The sequence below is a fragment of the uncultured Ruegeria sp. genome, assembly GCF_947489545.1.
GTDB lineage: Bacteria > Pseudomonadota > Alphaproteobacteria > Rhodobacterales > Rhodobacteraceae > Ruegeria.
In genome coordinates, this window is record NZ_CANLDZ010000001.1 from 357,461 (window position 1) to 379,195 (window position 21,735).

Consider the following 21,735-nt stretch of genomic DNA (forward strand, 5'->3'; position numbering starts at 1 on the left):
TCGGATCGATTCATTATTAATCCTGTCCACAAGATGTCGGGACTGAACGCCTAAAAGGCCACCCGATCTCCACCCTTCAAATCCAGAATTTCCCTGGCTTCATCGGGCGAAGCAACCTGACTGCCCAGATCCTCTACGATACGTCTAATTTTGGATACTTGCTGAGCATTGCTCTCGGCCAGTTTTCCGCGAGAGATGAACAAACTGTCCTCCAGTCCGACACGAAGGTTACCGCCCATCTGGCTTGCAGTGGTGGCAAGTGCCATTTGCGCGCCGCCAGCTCCTAGAACGGACCAACGATAATCGTCACCAAACAGCCTATCTGCAGTGTGTTTCATGAAGATCAGGTTATCGACCTCGGGGCCGATGCCACCGAGGATGCCAAAGATGAATTGAATGAAGATCGGCGCTTTGAACAACCCGATATCCATACAGAATTTCAGGTTGTACAAATGGCCGACATCATAACATTCGTGTTCGAACTTGATGTCATGCGGGGCCAGAGTTTCGGCCGCTTCGCGAATGTCACGGAACGTATTGCGAAAGATGTTCTGATCGGAGTTCGCAACATAGTCCTTCTCCCAATCAAACTTCCAATCGTCATCGCCATACCGTTTGGCCAGTGGATGAAACGAGAAGTTCATCGAACCCATGTTCATAGAACACATCTCGGGGCTGAAAGTCTTTGCCGGATTGATCCGGTCCTGAATGGACAGTGTCAGCGATCCGCCAGTCGATAGGTTCACGACAGCATCCGTCGCTTGTTTGATGCGCGGCAGGAAAGGCGCGAAGTCATTCGGGTCGACCGATGGTGAGCCGTTCTCGGGGTGGCGCGCATGCAGGTGCAGGATCGAAGCACCGGCCTCGGCAGCTTCGACCGCCTGCTGTGCGATGTCGTCATAGGTGTAGGGCAATGCATCTGACATTGTCGGCGTGTGGATTGCACCAGTTACGGCACAGGTGATTATGGTCTTTTTCTGTCGGGCCATGGGTTCAGTTTTCCTTGGATTGTCCGATGTGCTTCACGCGGTAGCCCAGCGGAAAAAGTTGCAGATCATAGCGGCTGCGGATAACGCCCCAGATGCCTTTGGGGGCCTTGAGCATGACGACAATCGCAACGACGCCAAGAACGATCAGGTAAGTTGTTCCGAGATCGGCCAGCGTTTCGCGCAGGGCAAAGAAAACAAGCGTGCCGATAATCGGGCCCTCGATTGTGCCGATGCCGCCGATCACCACGATGAAGATGACAAAGGCGGTCCAGTCGTTGACGCTGAAGGCGGCATCCGGTGATATGCGCAGCTTTTGCAAGAAAATGAGGGCACCAATCATCGCGGTGAAGGCCGATGTGACGACATATACGATGAATTTTGTGCGCCAGATATCGATGCCAAGACTACCGGCAGCCAGTTCGTTGTCGCGAATTGCCGTCAGCGCCAACCCTTGCCGAGAGCGCAGGAAGAGATAGACGGCTGTCACCACCAGAACAGCGGCCCCGAGCGCCAGCCAATAACTCAGCGCCTCTCGCATCGCTCGACCGGACGCCAGCGATTTCACGATGCCGACGGGCAGCGAAGATCCTGATCCCCCTCCAAGCGCAGAGATTTGTGCGAAGCTCAATCGAAAGACTTCGGCGATGACCCATGTACCTATGGCAAAATAGGCGCCGCGGAGCCTGAAGATCAGAACAGCAACCGGGATTGAGATCAAAGCCCCCAGCACTCCCGCGGCTGCGATAGCAACCAATGGATTCAACCCTCCCAGCATCGTAAGCGCGAAGAGCATGTAGCCGCCAAAGCCGACATAGGCCTGCTGACCAACCGAGACGAGACCGGCGTAACCCGCCATGAGGTTCCAAAGGGTGGCGAGGGATAGATAGAGAAACAACTCGCCCATCAGACGCATGTCAGCGCGGCCCGCCCACCAGGGCGCTGCTATCAGAACGAGTAGAGTGACCGCCGCAAGGATCGCAGCAACCCGGGCTGCTTTTGACGATCGAGATACGGAATAGTCCTGCAGATTCATCCTGAAATCCTCGGGAAGAGGCCGTTCGGACGAACGGCAAGAATGACAAGAAAGGCGATATGGCCAGCAAGCACCTGCCAACCCGGATCGATCTTGGCACCGATGGTCTGCGCAACACCAAGGATCACGCCGCCAACCAGTGTACCCCACAGGTTGCCGAGCCCCCCGATAATGACGGCCTCAAAGCCAAAGATCAGACGACCGCCGCCGATTGAGGGATCAAAGCTAGTCCGAATCCCAAGCAGGATACCGGCAATCGCAGTCACACCCAGGGCCAGAGCCATGGCCAGACCAAAGATGTGCCGACGATTAAGGCCCATGAGCTGGGCGATGTCCTGATTGTCCGAAACGGCACGGAACGCGCGCCCCAAAGCGGTATGATAGAAGGTCCATTGCAGCCCCCAGATCACCGCGATGGCGATACCGAAAGTGAGAAGCGGTAAGATTCCGAGTGCCACACCGCCCACGGCAACGCTTGCTGTTTCCAGCGCACCGGCATTCAATGTTTGGGGGTCTGCGGTGTAGACCTCCAGCAACCCGTTCTGGATGATCACGCTCAGGCCGAAGGTGACAAGCAAGGGCGGAAGAATATCGTCGCCCAAAGTTTGGTTCAGAAGGCCGCGCTGAAGGGCATATCCGATCAACGCCATGGCGGGAACAACGATCACCAACGCGGCCATCGGATGCATTCCCGTCGCGGTCGTAACCGTCAGCCCGAGATATGCGGCCAGCACAATCAGGTCACCATGGGCAATATTGACCAGCCGCATGACTCCAAAGATCAATGACAACCCTGCCGCGAACAGGGCGTATAGCCCGCCGAGTAGAGTTCCCTGCACGATAGCGTTCAGCCATTCCATGTTATTCGATCCCGAAATAAGCGCGCGAGATGTCTTCGCGCGAAACGGTGTCAGACGCGCTTTCCAGCGAAACGCGTCCCTCTTGCAGGCAGTAGACCCGGCTCGAGACCGACAGTGCCTTGGTGATGTCCTGTTCAACGATGATCGCGCTCATACCCTCGCCAATGATACCGGGAAGCGCTTCGTAGATGTCTTTGATGATTATCGGCGCCAGCCCGAGGCTAACTTCGTCAAAGAGGATCAAATCAGGGTTGGCCATGAGAGCGCGCCCGATAGCAACCATCTGCTGTTGACCGCCAGAGAGCGAAGTAGAGGCCTGATCTTTTCTCTCTTCAAGAATTGGAAATAGATCATAGACGGCTTTCAGATCCCAGGGGCCTTTGCGGCCAACTTGCGCACCTATCATCAGGTTTTCTTTGATTGACAAAGAGGGGAACAATTGACGACCTTCTGGAACCATGGCGAGGCCAAGTTCGGCAACCTCGTCCGCTCGAAGTCGGCTGACATCCTGCCCCCGGTAGTGGATCTGACCCGGTCCGTTCGTCAGCAACCCTGTGATGGACCGCATCAAGGTGGTTTTTCCCGCACCGTTTGCACCAATAATGGCAAGGACTTCGCCCTCGCCCACGTCCAGTTCGACGTCGTAGAGCGCTTGGAAGTCGCCGTAGAAAGAGTTTAACCCGCGTGTCTGGAGAATTGGATCAGGCATCGGCTTCGATCCCTAGATATATCTCTTTGACCTCAGTGCTTTCCATGATTGCCTGCGGCTCGCCCTCGGCGATCTTCTTTCCGAAGTCGATAACGATCAGGCGGTCCACAACGGCCAACAGGGCGTGCACAACGTGTTCGATCCAGATGATGGTGACGCCGGAGGCATGAATGTCCTTGATGGTTTGAACCAGTGATTTGCACTCGGCTTCGGTCAGCCCACCGGCGATTTCATCCAGCAGCAGCAATCTTGGCTTGGCGCAAAGCGCGCGTGTCAGTTCCAGGCGTTTTCGTTCCAGCAATGTCAGGCTACCTGCAACAGTGTTTGCCTTTGGCAGCAGCTCCGTTTGATCCAGTACTTCCAGACAAAACCGTTCAGCTTGGTGCCCACGCAGCCCAGCCGATTGCGTGGCGGCGATCATGGCGTTTTCGAAAACGGTCATGCCCGAAAATGGCTGCGGGACCTGAAACGAACGGGCGATCCCTGCATGGCTGCGTCTTGCTGCGCTCCATTTGGTGACGTTCTGACCATCAAACTCGATACGTCCGGAATTCGGTTTCAGCGTTCCAGTGATCAGGTTGAACATCGAGGTTTTACCGGCGCCATTAGGGCCAATCACCCCAAGTGCCTCACCTTGTTGGACCTGATAGTTCAGCGCATCGGCGACAGTGACTGCGCCAAATGCTTTGCTCAGGTCTTGGAGATTCAGGATTGTTGTCATGCTTCTCTCGGATGAAGGGTTCGGCACCAAGATCGGCGCCGAACAATTGGTCAGCCCAGCAGCTTCATGTCTGCCGTCACCGGAACCTCGGGCGCGGTGCTGTTTGCAACGATCTGCAACTCATACGCGTCCCCGGACTTTTGCCACTGACCACCGACCAGTGGCGTCTTGGTGACGTTGTTCATCGGCCCATCACCCCAGTTCACCGGCCCGACGATTGTGTTCAGGTTGGTGGATGTGATTGCCGAGATGATCGAAGACGGGTCTTCCAGATCATCCGCTCGTTTGGTGACATCCGCGACGACCTCAAACAGAGCGTGTTTGAAACCAAGCGGTTGTGTCCATGGGCGCCCCGACTCCGCCGTGTAACCTTCGGCCAGTTCTTTCGAGGAAATTCCGGTCAGCGAAGACGAGAACGGGTGATGTGGTGACCACCAGACCTCGGTCGACAATCCATCGCCACGATCGCCGAGCGATTCAATGACAGACGGGAACAACAGCGCCTTGCCGATCGTGACAACCTTGGGGTTGAAGCCCTGCTGTGCGGCCTGGCTCCAGAACGTTGCGAAATCCGGCGGGATCATGTTGCCGGTAACGATTTCACATCCAGCCGCCTTAAACGCTGCAATCTGGTTTGAGAAGTCGTCAGACAACGGCTGATAGCGACCGGGATCGGTCAGCGTGTATCCTGCAGCAGCAAGCGGTTTGGGCAGGCCCAGTTCCGCATCACCCCAGGCATTGCCATCGGCATCATTGGGGAAAAGACCGCCCACGGTCTTGGCCACGCCTGTCTTGTCCCACATGTCGAGGAACGCGGCGATAACGTCTTCAAGACCCCAGAAGAAGTGATAGGTGGTCTCAAACCCTTCGCCCGGAACGCCGTTGCGACCAAAGAAGTATGGCTGCCAAGGGCAGTCGGTTGTGATGCAGGGAACTTCATTAATCTCTGCCTGATCGGCGACAGGGTTCACCGTGTCCGGCGTTGACGCCGCAACTATGATATCGACTTCATCGCCCAAGATTAGGTCAGCGGCGACCTCTGCAGCGCGGTTTGGATTGGACTGGCTGTCTTTTGAAATGATCTCGACATTCCAGGTCTTGCCGTTGTTGTCCAACCCCGCCGAAAAGACCTGCTGAATGGCTTGCAGCACATATTCATCGGCCTCGGCAAAACCAGCCAGCGGCCCGGTGCGCGGGCTGACATTACCAACCCGCAGCGTCGGGTTCGCGGCATAGGCCCGCGTTGCCCGAAGGATGGCCGGAGCAGCAATCGCCGCTGTGACACCGGCTATGAAACCACGCCTTGTAGCTGTTTTGAAAGTCCTTGTCATTGCGTCCTCCCTTCACCGGCCTCCCGCCAGTGTTTGATTGATCTTACAAAGTCTTCTCGAGATTCTTCAGATGCGTTGCGACACGCTGGCGAACTTCATCTGCCTCGCCTTCGGCCCACTTTCTGAACCCTTCGCCGGATTTCATGCCCAGCTTGCCCGCATCGACGAGCGCCTTGAGATAGGTTGATGGTCCCTTGTGCGCCTCAAGATCGTGCAGCACGTTTTCGTGGATATCGAGCGTCAGATCGGTGCCAACAAGGTCAGCGTTCTCTAACGGTCCAAGCACTGCCAACCGGCGGCCAAAACTGGACTTGATCACGGTATCGACGGCCTCTGCGTCGCAGATACCGTTTTCCACCAGACTGACCGCTTCACGCCATAAGGCGTGCTGAAGCCGGTTTCCAATAAAGCCGGGCACATCCTTTTCGACCATCACCGGAGTTTTTCCGGCATCCCTCAATAGATCGTACATTGTCTGTGCAGTCTCTGAGTCTGTCCACTCAGTCTTGATGACCTCGACCAAGGGGATCATATGCGGCGGGTTCCACCAATGCGTTCCGATGGCCCGGTTTTTCAGCCGCAAACCAGACATGATCTGAGTGATCGGCATGACCGAAGTATTGGATGCGAGAATGCAAGTCTCTGGTGCGTGCGCCTCGATTTCAGCAAATATCGCTTGCTTAAGCTCCAATTTTTCCGGTGCCGCTTCGAAAACCGCGTCCGCATTTCGGACCGCGCTTTCCGTTGTCGCAAAGATCTCAATCATCTTGAGGGTCTTTGTGATTTTATCCTCGTCATCCCCCATCGCCGCCATACTGGTGCTAATGCGTTCTGACACCGTATCTCGGGCTTCTTTCACCGGATCCGTGATGGCGACGTATTGACCGGCCTTCGCTAAAGTCAGTGCAATGCCATGGCCCATAAGACCTGCGCCAACCACTGCCATCTGCTGCTTCTTACGAACCATCATTAACCCGCCGTATATCCACCGTCGGCATGAAGGATATGCCCGGTGTAAAAATCAGATGCCCTCGACGCGAGAAACAGGAGCGGACCTGCAAGGTCTTCTGGCTCACCCAGTCGCCCCTTGGGAACACGGGTAAGGAAGCCATCGCGCACCGCTTTGGCCTCGTCGGTTTCTTCGAACATCCAAGCTGTTAAAGGGGACCTGAACACTGTCGGCGCAATCGCGTTGACGGTAATTCCAGTCGGCCCGAGCTCACACCCCAAGGCTTTGGTGATCCCGTTTACTGCAGCCTTTGATGCGCAATACGCAGTATAGCCAGCCGGGTGGCCAAGGATACTGCGAGCGGAACTGACGAAGATGATCTTGCCATATTCGCTGACCTTCATCTGTTTCGCCGCCGAACGCGCGAGCAACCAGCTTTGATTGACGTTGGCATCCATTACCGCATCAAAGGTTTCGGGAGCCATTTCGTTGATTGGAGCGACTTTGTTCATGCCGGACGCGACGACGAGAATGTCCAGCTTGCCAAAACTGTTGACCGCTTCATCGACCAACGCGTCGCATGACGCCTCATCGTTTGGGCGTGTGTTCACTGTTACAACAGCAGCTCCGAGCTTCTCGCACTCTTTGGCAATCTCATCGAGCGCTTGTTGGTTGCCTGCTGCCAAAACCAAGTTGCACCCGGCCCCGGCAAGAACACGTGCGGCCACCATGCCAAAAGCCCCAGAGGCCCCCGTGATCAGTGCGACATTGTCCTTAACATCAAATATCTTGAGTGGATTAGACATACTATTCGTCCTCAGCTTTCTGGCGGGTACGGAATGACGACAAGCATCTTGCAGGTGTGGTTCGAACGGTTTTCAATTTTGCGCACTTCGTCAGGCGCAATCGTGCAGCTGTCCATGGGTCCCAGAATGGTTTCTATTCCATCAATGATGACGGTCATTTCGCCGTCCAAAACCACGTAGACCTTCTCGAACGGCGTTGAGTCCGGCCCCGCGCCTCCACCCGGCAGGAACTGACTGAAGCCGATCCATTGATTTGTCGGCCCGCCTTCCTCGAACCCCTGCAACCGAAGCCCGTGGCATCCAAAGTGGTTCGGTGCTTCGTAGGGTTGGGCGTCTTTAAACCGCTTTAGATGCATGTTCGTCTCCGCTCAGGATTTTTGTATTGATGGCCGCCGGCGAACCGGCGACCGGTCCGTGAGTGTTCAGAATTCTTCGCCAGCTTCGATGCGGTAGGATTGGTTCTTGTCGATCATCGCTACCAGACGGATGATGCAGCCATCACCACGGTCCCAGTTCCAAGGGAAGAATGCGAAGGTGCATCGCTTGCCGGTCACCGCATCAAGGTCACCGCCAACATTTTCAATTCCAAGAATACCTCTGGAGAACAGCATATTGTGCACCGGTTCCCACTCAGGGAAGTCAACTTCCCACGGAGTTCCACCCGACCACTCAAGATATTCCTTCTCAAGATGAGGCATGATCGGACCGTTTCGCTGCGGACCAATGGCCGTTGCCAGCGGGTGATCGTTTGCCTGGGTGTCATGCCCGACAACTTTCACGCCCTTTTCGATCATCCACTCGGCGGCTGAAGCGACAAGACCGGGGCAGTAGGCGAAGTAGTCACCATCCTCGTACTGCTTGTGCCAACCGGTATTGATGATCAGAACATCGCCTTTGCGGATTGCGTGCCCGCAAGCCTTTTCCAGATCATCTCCTGTGATTTGTTCCCACTTCTTCTTGGGAACTGAAACCACCAGGCCTGAACCGAAGAAATGCGGCAGTGGCACCTCGTCGATGAACGGCGTTCCCTGAACCACGTGCGCAGGTGCATCGATATGCGTGGTCACATGCATGGTCGTAGTAATTGTTTGCGACAGGACGCCCGACTTCGCCATGTAGTGTTTCCGGTCGATCTGGACGTCCTTGAAGTACGGCCAGTTGGGGCACTGGAACCCGTATCTGTGACTCAGGTTATGAAACTCCAACCCCATGTCATTGTCGGTATTGCCCTGGAACTCGATACCGCGGATTTCAACCATTGGGCATATCTCCTCTGTTCGCCGACGATGCGGCGTTTGTCGCTTTGAATTGTATGGGTGGCCTCCCCACCTGTCCCGTATCATGATGCATGCGCACCGCAATGCGGTCAATATAAAACTCACATTACGGTTGACTTGCACCGTATCGCGATACAATGTGGCTGGATACTCGATACCGATATGCAGTGGCAGTACGAAGTGCGAGGGTGACTTAAGTGTCGGAAAAAAATGAAAAAGGTGGAATTCAGGTTATTTCACGAGCAGCTTCGATTCTGCGCGTATTGAAGGAAAGCCAATCTGGAATGAGCCTGGGGAAAATCGCCGAACGCGTCGACTTGCCCCGCTCTACGGTACAGAGAATCACAAGTGCCCTTGCTGAAGAAAAGTTTGTTATTGCCGACGCCAATGGAAGCGGGTTGCGGCTCGGCCCTGAACTGAACGTGCTCGCAGGCGCAGCTAACTACAATATTGTAGAACACTGCCGGCTTCTATTGACGGAACTGACCCAGAAAACCGGAGAAACCACAGACCTCGCAGTCATGCGTGGTATCGGTATGGTTTTTCTGGACCAGGTTCCGGGAGTTTACAGATTAACTACGGTCTCCCAAGTCGGGGAGGTTTTTCCATTGACCACGACGGCGAACGGAAAAGCATGCCTGGCAAAACTCAAGGCGGAGGATGCCATCAAGCTCATCCAAAACGAGTGGGACCGAAACGGCGTTAACAGAAGTCTCGAAGATTTCCTGGCTGAGTTGGACAAGATCCGAAAACAGGGACTTGCTTACGACCTGGACGAACATTCAGCTGGCGTGTCGGCAATTGGATTTTCCTTTGCCGACTGGGTTGGGGATTTACACGCGATCTCAATTCCCGTCCCCACGACACGGTTTTCAAGACAAAGAGCCATCATCGAAAAAGCGCTGCTTGAGACAGCCGCCAATATACATCAAACTTTTCAGTGAGCTCGCAACTGAGATCCGGCTTCGGTGAAATCGCGTACCCCAGTTGGCTCAAACGTCCGCGATGGGCCCACATAGCCTCGGGATTAGGGCTTCTCGGCGAAGTAATGCACAGGTTCCAAGGTCGACAGGGTTGCAAGCCAGATAACTCGTTCCCGAGCCGTTAATTTATCCTTGTGCTAGGGTGCTTTGGACAGTGTCACCAAAAATGCAACTAAGTCTGCAATCTCCTGCTCAGTCAAATTCAGCTCCGAGAGAATGGCTTCACCGTCGGCGTGCAGCCTTTCTGTATCAATTTCGCTGTAGTGTCGGATCACTGCTTCCAAATCAATCAGGCTGCCGTCATGCATGTAAGGCGCGGTTTCAGCCACGCCCCGCAGGCTTGGTGTACGAAAAGTTCCAAAATCAGAATGGCTCCTGCGCACACCGCGAACTGTCCATGCACCTTGCTTGTCCGGATCGTCGCTCCACTCGCTGTCCAGTGTGTAAGCGCTGGAGAGTAAAAAGTTCAATCCACCAAACCTCCCCTCATCGACTTCGGTTTCACTCAGAAAATATGGTACGCCAGCGTCGTGGAATTCGTTGTTGGAAAACCCCGGGCCGTTGTGGCACAACACACACTTTCCGCGGCCCAAAAAGAGTTGAAGACCTCGCTGGGCAGGTTCGGGATAGTTCGCCGCCATAGCCAAATCGCGGCGTTCCAATGCATCACGAAAATCGTCGAACTGAGTCCGGTCCGTAACCAACGTTTCCAAGTAGGCGGATAGAGTTTTGGCAGTGTTCACCAGCACAAGTTCTGGATCTTGTGTCTGGATGTCGCCAAACATGGCTTCAAATTCATCAATGTAGCTACTTTCAGAAATAGCTGTTTTCAGGCTTTCTTTACTGTGGGCCATCTCTTGTTCTTCGATGATCGGATGCAGACTAGCTGCCCAAAGACTGTCACTCTTGCCGCCCCATCCATACCACCGGAGGCCAGCAAGGTTCCGCAGTGATGGAGAGTTTCGATCTAGCAAGACACGGCCGAGCGCTCGCGCCTCGAACGTTGTAAATGCCTGTTCTGGATCATGACAACTTGCGCAGGAAAAAGCACCGTCGACGGACAACACCGGATCGTTGAACAAGGCCGCGCCCAGCGCAATTGCTCTTGTATCGTTTGAAACCCTATTACTTGGATCCGATTGGAACGATGGCGGCCACGGCCCGAAGGGTAGCGTTTGTTGGATTTGGTCTTCTGATAACAAGACCTCTGCACGCGCTGCACCTGTCAGAACAAACAACGCTGTTGTCACCAACACCTTCATTTTAGCATGATGTTAGAAGTGTAGAACACCGATCGATCGCCGAAGCCGACGTCAACTTGCAGTTCCCACAGACCCGGCATGTGAAACAGCATGTTATCAACACGGAATACTCCATCGCCCAATGCGGTGACCTTAGGGGTATAGTTCAAGCCATGTTGATGAGCGGGCATTAGTGCATCAACACGCATCTCGCTTACGTCAGTATTGTCGCAAACGGTAATGAGAATGGAAAACGGTTGGGCCAATGGAATTTCATCGACTGTAACATGCACCTTGGGTGCGTTTTGAGTTTCCGAACCCATGCGTTGTCCTGTCGCTTCACAAGCAACGGCCGCGCCGGACGATACTAGAAACCAGAAAGCCCAGCGGATCATTCTGATGCCAGTAAACGTTCTGCATTGGCATACGCGATATTGTCCGCGATCTGGTCTGGAAGCAAATCCAACCATTGGCGTGAAAAATCTGCATGAGAGCCGACGTAGTACCAACGCTCCGGGACGAATGTATCTGTACCAACCATGAACCGATCAGGGTGCGCTTCGAACGCAGCCCTCCAATCCGGGTCGAGACGGCCGCGCGAGGCCATATCCGAACGAAACGCCAGATCGGCCCAAAGCCTGGGATAAGTGTCTAGGGCATCGACCACACTGGCCGGGTCGTCAAAGCCAGAATGGGCCCACAGAACCCGAGCCTCTGGCCATGTTTCGAAGATCAGGTCAACCGCTTCGCGATCACCGTGGTGGTGCAGAATTAGGTTCCGCTCCTTTGCCAGTGCGATCATACGCTGGATAACTGGCGTTTTAATGTCGTTTCCATAAGCGTGGAATTCACCGATGGCTTCGTATTTGTTCTTTGCCAGATTTGCTTCCAGATAATCGATTACGGTTTCATCATGCATCCAGGTGTTGATCTCACCGCGACGACGATAAGGGCGAAGGGCCGGAACAACGATGTCCGGCGCTGCGGCCAATAGCAATTGGGTACCATTGTCATCCGAGCTGGAAACCAGTGCTTTCCGCACACCTGCGTCCCGAAGGATTTTGGCCACTTGTTCGGGTGGAACCAGTTTGACGGCATCATGGCTGTAATGAATATGTGCATCGAAGATCGGTCGCTCTTCTGCGATCGCCGCTGCGCTGAACACCACTGCAACTAAAAGGAAGATATATTTTAACACTTCAAGCATCCTCAACAGCATTCAGACTCTGGCTAGCTTCACATCGAACTTTACGTGCAAGAAAGGTTCAGTGATCTTGCCAGAAAGTTCCATGCCTTCGGGAAATTCTGAAGCTGGCCGTTCAACATAGGTCATCACCAGATCGTCCCGTACACCAAACACTGTATCCTGATCCAGATAAGGATCATCGTCGGGAAAAATCTCAGTAACCAAAGATCGGTGGCCAGGCGCCTTGACGATAAAGTGCAGGTGCGACGGTCGCCAAGGATGGCGACCGCACGCGCGCAGAATATCCCCCACTGGTCCATCTGAGGGTACGGTATATTCAACGGGTTTGACGGTCGTGAATGCATACTTACCGTCCTCACCAGTGTTCATCAGGCCGTGAAACGAATAGGTGTCCTGTTCTTCATCCTGGCTTGCATACATTCCATTTGGCGCCGTTTGCCAGATGTCGAGCTCTGCACCGGCAATCGGATTACCCTCGGCATCCCGGATAACGCCCTCGGCCAGCAGAACCGGCCCACCGTAGTGACGCTTCATATCACCACCGAATGGCAGTGGCGGTGCGCCAGAGACGTGAAAAGGCCCAAGAACGGACGAGCTTGTGGCGTCTGGAGTTGAATGGAGCATGTCCACGAGCGATGACAGGCCCAATACGTCCGAGGCCAAGATAAACTCATGCCTGTCTTCGGTCTCCACAGCGGCACACCCTTCCAAAAATGCAATTCCCCTGCGCCATTCGTCATGCGTCAGGTTAGTTTCACGGGCGAAATCGTGGAGGTGCTTGACCAGAGATCCCATGATTTCACGCATCCGCGGATCGGTGTCTTTGGACAGGTATCCCATGAACACTTCGGTGATATTGTCTTTGGTGACAGAGCGCATCTTGGCCTCCTTAAATCAGGGCAAGGCTGAGGATCGGGAACTCGATCAGAATGAACAGAACGATTAGCATCACAAAGGCGAAGGGCAGCGCGCCCACGAATACGTCTTTCAGCGAGATGCGATCGTCGTTGATCGTCGATTTGATAACAAAACAGGATATGCCCAGCGGCGGGGTCAAAAGCCCGATTTCGGCTCCGACCACGGTGATGATCCCGAACCAGATCAGCGACATATCCAGCGCTTCGGCCATGGGCAGGAACAACGGGACAACGATCAGAATGATGGATGCCGTATCGAGCAATGTTCCCAAAAACAGCATCAGAAGCACATAAAGCAGCATGATCGACCAGAAGGACGCGGAATTCCCCGCAAGCAGGTCCTGCAACTGGTTGGGCAGCCCCGCCAGTCCCAGCATGCGGCTGTAGATCGAAGCCGCAGTGATCAGGAACAAAATCGCCGCTGTGATATGACCGGTTTCCAGCAACGCGTCCCAGAACGCTTTTGGGGACATGGAACTGCGTAAGACCGCGATAATCAACGCGACAAATGCCCCGGCTGCTCCTGCCTCGACCGCAGTAAGCCAGCCGGTGTAGATCCCACCAAGAACGATAGTGATGATGCACAGCGTTGGTAGCGTTTTGGATGCGATCTCGCGGCCGGACATCCATTCCGTATCTTCGACGATCCGGCCGCCTACGAACGCTGGTGTGAAACGGCCCATGGCCCAGATCGCGCCAACATAGGCGATCGCCAGCATGATCCCCGGAATAACACCCGCCAGGAACATGTCGCCCACGGATTGTTCAGCGACAAAGGAGTAGATGATCAGCATGGCCGATGGGGGGATGATCATGCCCAGAACCGAGGATCCGGCGACTACGCCGACTGCAAAACGCGGGTTGTAGGCTTGTGACATCATCTGCGGTACTGAGACTTTGGTGAACACCGATGCCGATGCAATGGACGACCCGGTCACCGCGGCAAAGACCGCGTTGGCTCCGACCGTGGCCATTCCAATGCCGCCTTTGACCTTGCGAAACCGCATGGTCATGACTTCGTAAATGTCCCTGCCCAAACCGGCCTTCGAGACAATGAGCCCCATAAAGGTAAACAGTGGGATAGTTGCGAAACTGTATTCCATCGCGCTGTCGCCGACCGCCACTTTCAGCAGGTTAAGCGCAAGCGTGAAACTGTCCCGCATTAGCCAGATCGACACGAACGAGACGACGCCCAGCGCTATGGGAATGTAGACGCCTGCGTAGATCAAAAAGACGATGGCAACGACCGAGATCAGGCCAATCTCAATCGGCGTCATTCTGCGGCCCCGTCATGTTCAGGAGTGCGGATAAGTTGCGGGCGGTCCTGCGCCGTGACGACCTTGAGCAGGAAGATCACGCAGGCAAGCGCAGTACCGCACGCAATGACCAGTTTGACTGGCCACCAGGGTAATGTGAAAAGACCGGGCACTCCGAAATAGTCCTGCGTCTGCCACATGTGTAGGAATTCAGGGAATGTCACATAGGCGATCAACGCCATAAAGATCGCCGAGATGGCGTTGATGATGCGCCTCAGGTTTGCAGTCAGACCGGGGCGACGATTGTGCAGCAGGTTCAGGAACCCGTCCGAACGTGTCAATCGGTCCACTCTGACCACGTCTGCCAACTGCAGAAAGACGATCAACACCACCGAAAACTGAACCATCTCATAAGTGCCGCGCAAAGGGGCTGAAAACAGACCACGCGCAATAACATCGACATTCAGAACAACCACCAACGCCAGGACGACGAGCGTACCCAAAGCGTTGGCGGCGATTGCAAGCGAATTGGCGACCCGCGACAGTCCAGAAACTGCTGTCTTCAGCATAAAAGGCCCCTTTCGTGGATCGCAGAGCGGCTATTCAGCCGTCCAGTCTCGTACTCCGGTGAAACCGGCGTCTTGAAGCTTGCCAAGGTAGGCGGCCAGCATCTCTGTGCCCTGTTCGCCATTGTCATTAAGCGTCGCGGCCCACTCCTGCGCGACATTCGGCATGGCGTTTGCCCAGGCGGCGCGGTCTTCGTCCGAAACCTCAACGATCGTTCCACCTGCTTCAACGTAAGCCTCCCGTGAAGCAGCAGCCCGGTCCATCGCGATACCCGCGACATGGTCACGGTAGTCGATGGCAACTGCCGTCAACACGTCTTTGACCTCATCCGGGAGATTTGCCCAATAGTCAGTATTGACTGTAATGGTTTTTGAGTTCACCGCACCCAAGTCAGCCTTGAGCATATAGGGCGCAACTTCGGCGATCTTGAACGTCTTCGCCGCTTCGGGCCACAGCATTCCACAATCAACCAGACCCGTCTGAAGCATATTGTAGAAATCGGTCAGACCACCGCGCACACCTGCCGCATCCTTGATGCCTTCGAGATACCGTAAGTTGAGGCCGGCACCGGCAATCTTGCGACCCTCAAGGTCCGAAACCGAGGCAACCGGTTCCGTGCAGAAAATCTGATATGTGTCGAGGACAACACCCGTGGCCAGATACACCTGGTTCTGTGCGGCAAACTCGTTCTGCATCGCCGGGTATTCGCGTGCGATTTCATCTACGGCCTTGGCCACGGCACGGGAATCCGATGCCACAAAGGGTGTCGATCCCGAAATACCCTGACTGGGCAGCTTCGAAGAATGGAAGATGGTTGTGACGATGCCTATGTCACCAAGGCCCAGCTGGATTCCTTCCAGAACGCCTTTCGGCTTTACGATTGAACCGCCATAATTTTCTTGCCAGTTCATCTTGTAGTTGCCGGATTCGGCCAGTCGCTTGTCCACTTCCGGAATGAAGAAGCTGGTGAATTCTTTCACCCACAATGCCCGGTCTGGGTAGCCGTCGATGACAACGGCAGAAATAGTTTCTTCTGCTGCGGCGGGCAGCGCCATGACGCTTGCCAGAGCAGCTCCGATAAGGCTGCGTTTGGTCCAGATTTTCATTTCTCTCCTCCCAGAAAGTCGGGCCTTTTGTCTTTATTTGTTTGTTTGACCCAGTTGACGGTCAGGTCCGTGCCTGCCGCTTCAAATAGTTTTGCGATGGCGCAATACTTGGCTGTCTCTTCACCCACGCGTGTCAGCTCCTCCTGACTGGCGGGCGTGTCACACTTCACGGTGAGTTCGATTTCAGGAAACGGAACATCGATTTCCTCCTCCATCAGAACACCGCGCCGATCCAACCTGCATTTCGCATCGATTGTCACCGTGCCAAGATCAATCCCGAACCGGTGCGCGTTCTTGTGCCCAATGACATTCGTACAGGCGATCAGGGCTGCCATTGCGGTTTCGGTCGGAGACGGGCCAAGATTTGTTCCGCCGCGTTCGACGGGTTCGTCGACAACCACGTCAAGATCGCGAATTGGGATCTCGGTACGCGCATGTGTCGGGCATTGAGCTGTCGTGCGGTAAGTCACGACAGGTTTCACTTTCATGGCCACAGGGTTACCTCCTCATGCATAAGAGCAAACCTTTTCGAATGGGAAACGTGGAAGCTTCTGGAACAAACCGGTCTCGTCCGCGTAGCCCAGATTGCAAAGAAAATTGGACTTGAGCGTCGTGCCAGCGAAGAACTCCTCGTCGACGATCTTGTTCGAAAAGCCTGACATGGCGCCGACGTCCAACCCGACAGCCCGGGCCGCAATCATGAAGTACGCGCCCTGCAGAGTGCCGTTTCGGTAGGCTGTGTCCGCTACGTATTCGGGTTTGTTTTCAAACAAAGGCCGACGATCTTCGTGCGGGAAAAGAAACGGCAGTTCCTTCCAGAAGTCCAAGTCATAGGCAATGATCGCCGTGACCGGTGCATCCATCATCTTTGGCACGTTCTTTGGCTTCAACGACTTGGCAAGCCGCTCTTTTCCCTCTGCGCTTTTCACGAAAATAAAGCGCGCAGGCAACGTATTCATGCTGGTCGCGCCGTTGATCGTGATGTCGTAGATCTCTTCAAGTATGTCGTCAGAAACAGGCTTGTCGTTCCACGCGTAATGCGATCTGGATTCGCGCAAGATCAAGGCGATCGCGTCATCCGACAAACGTGGAATGCGATCGCGCAGATCGCGATGATCCTGCTGCGCCTTGGCGCGAAGTGCCTCCAGCTCTGCCCCGGTTGGTGCACTCATGCCGCAGCCACCCTTGATTTGGCGTCCTTTTCGTCGATGACCGGGCTGGCGCAAATTCCGATGCCTTCAATTTCGACTTCGACGGTTTCACCCGGCTTCAGCCAACGTGGATTGGGTTTTTTGGCGTGACCGACACCCGGTGGTGTGCCCAACGCAATCAAGTCTCCAGGCTCCAGAGTGGTGTATTCCGAAATCGTCGCAATGACCTGACGAACGCCCCAGATCATGTTGGCGGTGTTCGAGCTTTGTAGGATTTCATCGCCCACGCGGCTTTCGATCTTCAGACCGGACGCCCCTTCAGGCAGTTCGTCCGGCGTTACGGTGAAAGGACCGATCGCGCCCGTATCATCGAAGTTTTTGCCAGGCGTCCATTGAACGGTTTTGCGCTGATAGTCCCGCAGCGATCCGTCGTTGAACACGGTGTAGCCAAAGACATAATCCAGTGCGTCCTCTTCCGAGATATGCCGACCACGTTTTCCGACGATCAGCATAAGCTCGGCTTCGTAGTCTAGCTTCTCAGAACAGGCAGGCCGCACCATGGGCTGCCCCGCCGCCATGATCGAGTTTTTCCCGCGCATAAACAGCGTCGGATACTCCGGGATGTCATACCCGCCTTCTTTGATGTGATCCGTGTAGTTCAACCCCATGCAAATGATCGTTCCGGGAGCGGCAACGGGCAATGCCGGAGTGATGGAAGACACAGGCACACTGTCTGCGGCGTTAATTTTGCTGGCAAGTGAGTCGGCCAGTTCAGGCTTGGCTATCAAACCCTTCAAATCATAACCGACAGCAAGGTCCAAAGCCGTTAAATTCACTGCATTTTCACCGTTCACAGCAAAAACCGCAGCACCTTCTGAAGTCTCTCCCACCAGGTATTTCATTTGCACCATCCATGTCAGTTCGCTTGATTTTTGCCGACTATTTTGACATGTGTCAAATAATATCGATATTTTGGAGAGCACCGATGGTTGCCTGGGCAGACTATAAATCAGAAGCGAAAAGCCGTGGCGCACTGGCATTGGAGCTTTATGTTGCACTCAGCACACCAGCCAAAGCGCCAGAAGACGTAAAGGCGTCAGTTCCAGATCACTTGGCGTATCAGGCGGATCTTGAACGCTCGGGGCAGTTGGCTTTTGCCGGACCGATGTCGGATGAGACCGGTGATCATATGCAAGGGGTTGGCCTGATCATCTATCGCGCCGAAAGTCTTGAGGCCGCGCGGAAGCTGGCCGAGGACGACCCCATGCACAAAAGCGGGGCGCGCAGCTTTGTACTTCGACGCTGGATGATCAACGAAGGCTCGCTGAACATTTCAGTTGGTCTATCGACGGGAACAAGCGCCCTCAGTTAAGAGCACCCAAGAGTTTGCGCCGCGAAAAAGGAAAAGTCGGATATGGACGCCATACTAGATACCGAGGGCAAAGAAACATCAGCCACTCATGGTGCATATCGAAGGTTGCGCGAAATGATCCTGACAGGCGAATTGCCCCCAGGGCAGAAACTCAAGATCGAGCAACTCCGCAAGCTTCTGAACACTGGCGCTAGTCCGGTACGTGAGGCGCTTAGCCTGTTAACTTCGGACATGCTGGTCGAGCGGATTGACCAGCGCGGGTTCAAGGCTGCACCGGTCAGCAAGTGTAATTTCGAAGAAATCCTTCTACTGCGTTGCAACCTCGAAGAAACCGCGCTGCGCGCGTCTATCTTCAACGCGGATGCGACCTGGGAGGATCGGCTTGTTTTGCGTCACCACCATATGAAAAGGGCCGGCCAAAACGGGTCACACGACTTCGAGCACGCGCACAAAGCGTTTCATATGGCCTTATTGGATAATTCGAAACTGCCGTTGCTGCTACGGTATTGTTCGCAGCTATACGACCTGAACATTCGCTACCGTTATCTAGCGGCCGGCGGGTCGAGCTACAAAAAGCGGAACATCGCCGCCGAGCATCAGCTGATTATGGACGCTGCATTGGACCGAGACGCGGATGCCGCAAGCCGGCATTTGATCGATCACTACTGTCGAACGGGTGAATACCTGAGCAGTCAGATGGGCTCATGATATGCAACGGAATTCGTTTCTGGTCGATCTGCTGAACCAATTGCTGGACCGCCCCGGCAAAAAGCGCGGCAAGAATGACAAATGATCCATTACTGAGCTATGTGACGCGCTTTTGCCCGCCGAAGCTGAAGACCTTGCCAAGCTGATCGACATCGCCGGGGAGGGCATTCCGGCGTGGCTCTGGTCCAGGTCCGCAAGCAATGACAAATCGGTGCTTGGGGTCGGTATCGAACGCGCCATGCGCGAAAGTGGCTGATTCTCCTATCGATACGCGCGCATCGCATTTGCAAGGGAGGCTACGCTAGGAATGGTGTTGAGCTATCCCATTGATACGGCCCCGGAAGACAATCCCGATGATTTACCCGCTGCCATCGCGCCTTTTGTGGCGTTGGAACAGCTTTCGGTCGGCACGTGGTACATTAATGCCCTCGCGGTCTTTCCCCGTTATCGCGGCAGCGGGATCGGGACGATATTGCTTCGCGCAGCCGAGAAACAAGCGCAGGCAGCCGACTATGCGCAGATAAGCATTCAGGTTTACGCGCAAAACAGCAGCGCGGTACGACTTTACTCCAGACTTGGGTACGATAAAGACGCGCACAGTCCTGTGCGAGACCATCCTTGCCAGCCATATTATACTGGTGACGTACTAATGCTGAAAAAGCAGATTGCCTGAGTGACGTGCCAAGAATGATTGGGAAAGCAATGACAGAAACACTGAATCCACCGATGGTTCGATCCCCAGCGAACAAAACATTCTCGATCTGCCTTGCTGAAATCCTGAAGGCAGATGTGAAGGACATCCCCCGCGCGTCCACCGGTTTGGGCTTGAACTATATTGGGTATTGGCTGGCGGCACAGAACCTAGCTTTGATCCCTGTCCATGAACCAGCCGCATTCCAGTGGGCTGGCTGGTGGATCGGGCGATTGGAAGGCGGTGACGGATATGTCGTGATGGCCGGAACCCCCTCCGGTGTCGCCTGGGTGCCGCCAGGTGTAATCTGTGGATCGGGTGAGGTCATCGAAGGGTGGGTAATTGCCCCGCCGGCCCTTTCGTTTCCGTCACGAGGCGCCAATCAGGGAACTGTCGAGGCGATCTACCTGTTCGCGGGTTCGGGCGCGCCCGGTGAAGAGCTGAAAAGTGCTCAGCTCATCGCGGGCGTCGGAATGGAAGGGGATCGTTATGCTCTGGGTAAGGGGCATTTCCAAAGCGAAGGTCGCTGGGGTCAGGCGCTCACCCTCATCGAATCCGAGACCTTCGAGGCGCTCGCGTCCGAACATGGTGTCGTTATGGCAACGGTCGAGACGCGGCGGAACATCGTCACGCGTAACATTGATCTCAACGCCCTCATGGGGAAACGATTCCGCATTGCCGACGTTCTGTGCCAGGGATCACGGCTGGCTGAACCTTGTGCCTGGCTGCAAAGGACCACGCCCAAGGGAATGCTGCGCGGCCTTGTGCATCGCGGGGGGCTGCGTGCCGATATCCTGGAGGATGGGCTGATAGAAGCGGGAGATCCAATTCTACCAGATACTTCCACCTAATCCGAAGCAGAGCGCTCATGCCGCCCCGCCGACACGAAATGTGCTTCCTTGCTCTTGGCTGTTCGCTTCGGAGTTGGCGGTCATGGGTTGCTCTGACCTCGCTTCAGATGCCAGTGGACCTTTCGTAACAGATGCTCGACGGCGTTTTTCTTAAGCGTTCGACCATACGCTGCGATGAAGTCAGATAATTTCATGCGTTTTAACCTGGGTTAATTCCTGACTGCTGCCGTTTGCATAGTTTGCGCTCAAACCATGGACGCAAAAGGAGTAACGGCATGGATATCAAAAACAAGCACATCGTTATCACCGGCGGCGCGTCGGGCCTGGGTCTAGAGCTGCTGCGGCAGCTTGAGGCTGACAACCACATCTCGGTCATCGCACGACCCTCTGCCGGGGTGGATCTGCTGCGCAAAGCTTATCCCGATGTGAGCATTTATGAGGCGGACCTCGCCGATCTAGATGCAGTCGAAACAGCCGCCGATGCACTGGCCAAGACGGGTCAGCCCATCGACATGCTGATCAATAATGCGGCGGTTCAATACACGGCCCGCTTCACGGATACCAACTTCCGCTACGAGACGATACGCCGGGAAATTGACGTCAATTTCACCTCAGTTTGTGTGCTGGTGCATCTGCTGTTGCCCAACCTGATGCAATCGCCATTCAGCATGATTGTGAATATCAACTCTGGTCTGGCGCTGGCGCCCAAAGCAGATTCCGCGATCTATTGCGCAACCAAAGGGGCCTTGAACATCTTTTCCCAGTCGCTGGCCTATCAGTTAGAGGGCAGCAATGTCGGCGTGAAACAGGTTTTCTTGCCCTTGGTCGATACCTCAATGACCAAGGGCCGGGGGAGCAACAAGTTGGCGCCGCAAGAGGCCGCCACAGAGATCATCGAAGGGTTGTTATCACCCCGTGCAAACATCGACGTGGGCAAGGTCAAGGCCTTGCGGTTGATTCAACGGATCGCGCCAAGCGTGGCCACCCGTATTATGAAGGCGGCCTGAAGA

The 21,735-nt window shown here is 54.9% G+C and carries 27 protein-coding genes; 7 read left to right on the forward strand and 20 right to left on the reverse strand.

Features of this window, described 5'->3' with window-relative positions; all coding sequences use genetic code 11:
- Window positions 1-50: 50 nt before the first annotated feature.
- The 10 genes from Q1B13_RS01700 to Q1B13_RS01745 form a co-directional block, all read right to left on the reverse strand.
- Window positions 51-989: a 3-keto-5-aminohexanoate cleavage protein gene (locus tag Q1B13_RS01700; RefSeq protein WP_299077418.1), complete on the reverse strand. Its 939-nt coding sequence runs from the start codon at window positions 987-989 to the stop codon at window positions 51-53.
- A gap of 4 nt (window positions 990-993) precedes the next feature.
- Window positions 994-2,022 (reverse strand): branched-chain amino acid ABC transporter permease, encoded by a 1,029-nt coding sequence (locus Q1B13_RS01705; protein WP_299077421.1) that lies wholly within the window; start codon window positions 2,020-2,022, stop codon window positions 994-996.
- A complete protein-coding gene (locus Q1B13_RS01710; protein ID WP_108862215.1) occupies window positions 2,019-2,882 on the reverse strand; it encodes a branched-chain amino acid ABC transporter permease in 864 nt (287 codons plus the stop codon). The genes Q1B13_RS01705 and Q1B13_RS01710 overlap by 4 nt, the downstream gene beginning before the upstream one ends.
- Window position 2,883: 1 nt before the next feature.
- The gene (locus tag Q1B13_RS01715; protein WP_299077431.1) at window positions 2,884-3,591 is read right to left on the reverse strand and encodes an ABC transporter ATP-binding protein; all 708 of its coding nucleotides are present in this window, start codon (window positions 3,589-3,591) and stop codon (window positions 2,884-2,886) included.
- Window positions 3,584-4,312 carry an ABC transporter ATP-binding protein gene (locus Q1B13_RS01720; RefSeq protein WP_282121279.1) on the reverse strand — a complete coding sequence of 243 codons (729 nt, stop codon included), beginning with the start codon at window positions 4,310-4,312 and terminating at the stop codon, window positions 3,584-3,586. Before Q1B13_RS01720 ends, Q1B13_RS01715 begins: the two co-directional genes overlap by 8 nt.
- A gap of 50 nt (window positions 4,313-4,362) precedes the next feature.
- Window positions 4,363-5,643: an ABC transporter substrate-binding protein gene (locus Q1B13_RS01725; RefSeq protein WP_299077440.1), complete on the reverse strand. Its 1,281-nt coding sequence runs from the start codon at window positions 5,641-5,643 to the stop codon at window positions 4,363-4,365.
- 43 nt (window positions 5,644-5,686) lie between these two features.
- Window positions 5,687-6,610: a 3-hydroxyacyl-CoA dehydrogenase family protein gene (locus Q1B13_RS01730; RefSeq protein WP_299799642.1), complete on the reverse strand. Its 924-nt coding sequence runs from the start codon at window positions 6,608-6,610 to the stop codon at window positions 5,687-5,689.
- A 2-nt stretch (window positions 6,611-6,612) separates the two neighbouring features.
- Window positions 6,613-7,398, reverse strand: a complete 786-nt coding sequence (locus Q1B13_RS01735; protein WP_299077446.1) for an SDR family oxidoreductase — start codon at window positions 7,396-7,398, stop codon at window positions 6,613-6,615.
- 11 nt (window positions 7,399-7,409) lie between these two features.
- On the reverse strand, window positions 7,410-7,754 hold the full coding sequence (locus tag Q1B13_RS01740) for a cupin domain-containing protein (protein ID WP_299077449.1): 345 nt from the start codon (window positions 7,752-7,754) through the stop codon (window positions 7,410-7,412).
- Between the two features lie 66 nt (window positions 7,755-7,820).
- The gene (locus Q1B13_RS01745) at window positions 7,821-8,657 is read right to left on the reverse strand and encodes a cyclase family protein (protein WP_299077454.1); all 837 of its coding nucleotides are present in this window, start codon (window positions 8,655-8,657) and stop codon (window positions 7,821-7,823) included.
- A 215-nt stretch (window positions 8,658-8,872) separates the two neighbouring features.
- Between Q1B13_RS01745 and Q1B13_RS01750 the strand changes: the two genes are divergently transcribed.
- Window positions 8,873-9,619, forward strand: coding sequence for an IclR family transcriptional regulator (locus tag Q1B13_RS01750; protein ID WP_299077457.1), 747 nt, complete (start codon window positions 8,873-8,875; stop codon window positions 9,617-9,619).
- A 176-nt stretch (window positions 9,620-9,795) separates the two neighbouring features.
- Here Q1B13_RS01750 and Q1B13_RS01755 read toward each other — a convergent pair whose 3' ends face one another.
- The 10 genes from Q1B13_RS01755 to Q1B13_RS01800 are packed head-to-tail and all read right to left on the reverse strand — an operon-like array spanning window position 9,796 to window position 18,005.
- Window positions 9,796-10,896: a cytochrome c peroxidase gene (locus tag Q1B13_RS01755; protein WP_299077460.1), complete on the reverse strand. Its 1,101-nt coding sequence runs from the start codon at window positions 10,894-10,896 to the stop codon at window positions 9,796-9,798.
- A gap of 20 nt (window positions 10,897-10,916) precedes the next feature.
- Window positions 10,917-11,294, reverse strand: coding sequence for a FixH family protein (locus Q1B13_RS01760; protein WP_299077463.1), 378 nt, complete (start codon window positions 11,292-11,294; stop codon window positions 10,917-10,919).
- Window positions 11,291-12,097 (reverse strand): amidohydrolase family protein, encoded by an 807-nt coding sequence (locus Q1B13_RS01765; RefSeq protein ID WP_299077466.1) that lies wholly within the window; start codon window positions 12,095-12,097, stop codon window positions 11,291-11,293. The genes Q1B13_RS01760 and Q1B13_RS01765 overlap by 4 nt, the downstream gene beginning before the upstream one ends.
- A gap of 21 nt (window positions 12,098-12,118) precedes the next feature.
- Window positions 12,119-12,985: a dioxygenase gene (locus tag Q1B13_RS01770; RefSeq protein WP_299077469.1), complete on the reverse strand. Its 867-nt coding sequence runs from the start codon at window positions 12,983-12,985 to the stop codon at window positions 12,119-12,121.
- Window positions 12,986-12,995: 10 nt separating this feature from the next.
- Window positions 12,996-14,300: a TRAP transporter large permease subunit gene (locus Q1B13_RS01775; protein WP_299077472.1), complete on the reverse strand. Its 1,305-nt coding sequence runs from the start codon at window positions 14,298-14,300 to the stop codon at window positions 12,996-12,998.
- Window positions 14,297-14,848, reverse strand: a complete 552-nt coding sequence (locus tag Q1B13_RS01780) for a TRAP transporter small permease subunit (protein ID WP_299077475.1) — start codon at window positions 14,846-14,848, stop codon at window positions 14,297-14,299. The genes Q1B13_RS01775 and Q1B13_RS01780 overlap by 4 nt, the downstream gene beginning before the upstream one ends.
- Window positions 14,849-14,878: 30 nt before the next feature.
- A complete protein-coding gene (locus Q1B13_RS01785) occupies window positions 14,879-15,952 on the reverse strand; it encodes a C4-dicarboxylate TRAP transporter substrate-binding protein (RefSeq protein WP_299077478.1) in 1,074 nt (357 codons plus the stop codon).
- On the reverse strand, window positions 15,949-16,440 hold the full coding sequence (locus tag Q1B13_RS01790; RefSeq protein WP_299077481.1) for an OsmC family protein: 492 nt from the start codon (window positions 16,438-16,440) through the stop codon (window positions 15,949-15,951). Before Q1B13_RS01790 ends, Q1B13_RS01785 begins: the two co-directional genes overlap by 4 nt.
- 18 nt (window positions 16,441-16,458) lie before the next feature.
- Window positions 16,459-17,124: a malonic semialdehyde reductase gene (locus Q1B13_RS01795; RefSeq protein ID WP_299077484.1), complete on the reverse strand. Its 666-nt coding sequence runs from the start codon at window positions 17,122-17,124 to the stop codon at window positions 16,459-16,461.
- Window positions 17,121-18,005 carry a fumarylacetoacetate hydrolase family protein gene (locus tag Q1B13_RS01800; RefSeq protein WP_299077487.1) on the reverse strand — a complete coding sequence of 295 codons (885 nt, stop codon included), beginning with the start codon at window positions 18,003-18,005 and terminating at the stop codon, window positions 17,121-17,123. The genes Q1B13_RS01795 and Q1B13_RS01800 overlap by 4 nt, the downstream gene beginning before the upstream one ends.
- Window positions 18,006-18,088: 83 nt before the next feature.
- Here Q1B13_RS01800 and Q1B13_RS01805 point away from each other — a divergent pair, with 83 nt between their 5' ends.
- From Q1B13_RS01805 to Q1B13_RS01830, 6 genes are all read left to right on the forward strand, one after another.
- Window positions 18,089-18,475 carry a YciI family protein gene (locus Q1B13_RS01805; protein ID WP_299077491.1) on the forward strand — a complete coding sequence of 129 codons (387 nt, stop codon included), beginning with the start codon at window positions 18,089-18,091 and terminating at the stop codon, window positions 18,473-18,475.
- 42 nt (window positions 18,476-18,517) lie between these two features.
- The gene (locus Q1B13_RS01810; protein ID WP_299077494.1) at window positions 18,518-19,183 is read left to right on the forward strand and encodes a GntR family transcriptional regulator; all 666 of its coding nucleotides are present in this window, start codon (window positions 18,518-18,520) and stop codon (window positions 19,181-19,183) included.
- 112 nt (window positions 19,184-19,295) lie between these two features.
- Entirely contained in the window at window positions 19,296-19,439 is a 144-nt protein-coding gene (locus tag Q1B13_RS01815) for a hypothetical protein (protein WP_299077497.1), read from the forward strand.
- A 57-nt stretch (window positions 19,440-19,496) separates the two neighbouring features.
- On the forward strand, window positions 19,497-19,856 hold the full coding sequence (locus Q1B13_RS01820) for an N-acetyltransferase (RefSeq protein ID WP_299077500.1): 360 nt from the start codon (window positions 19,497-19,499) through the stop codon (window positions 19,854-19,856).
- Between the two features lie 29 nt (window positions 19,857-19,885).
- Window positions 19,886-20,725, forward strand: a complete 840-nt coding sequence (locus Q1B13_RS01825; protein ID WP_299077503.1) for an MOSC domain-containing protein — start codon at window positions 19,886-19,888, stop codon at window positions 20,723-20,725.
- Between the two features lie 275 nt (window positions 20,726-21,000).
- Window positions 21,001-21,732 carry an SDR family oxidoreductase gene (locus tag Q1B13_RS01830; protein WP_299077506.1) on the forward strand — a complete coding sequence of 244 codons (732 nt, stop codon included), beginning with the start codon at window positions 21,001-21,003 and terminating at the stop codon, window positions 21,730-21,732.
- The last annotated feature ends 3 nt before the right edge of the window (window positions 21,733-21,735 follow it).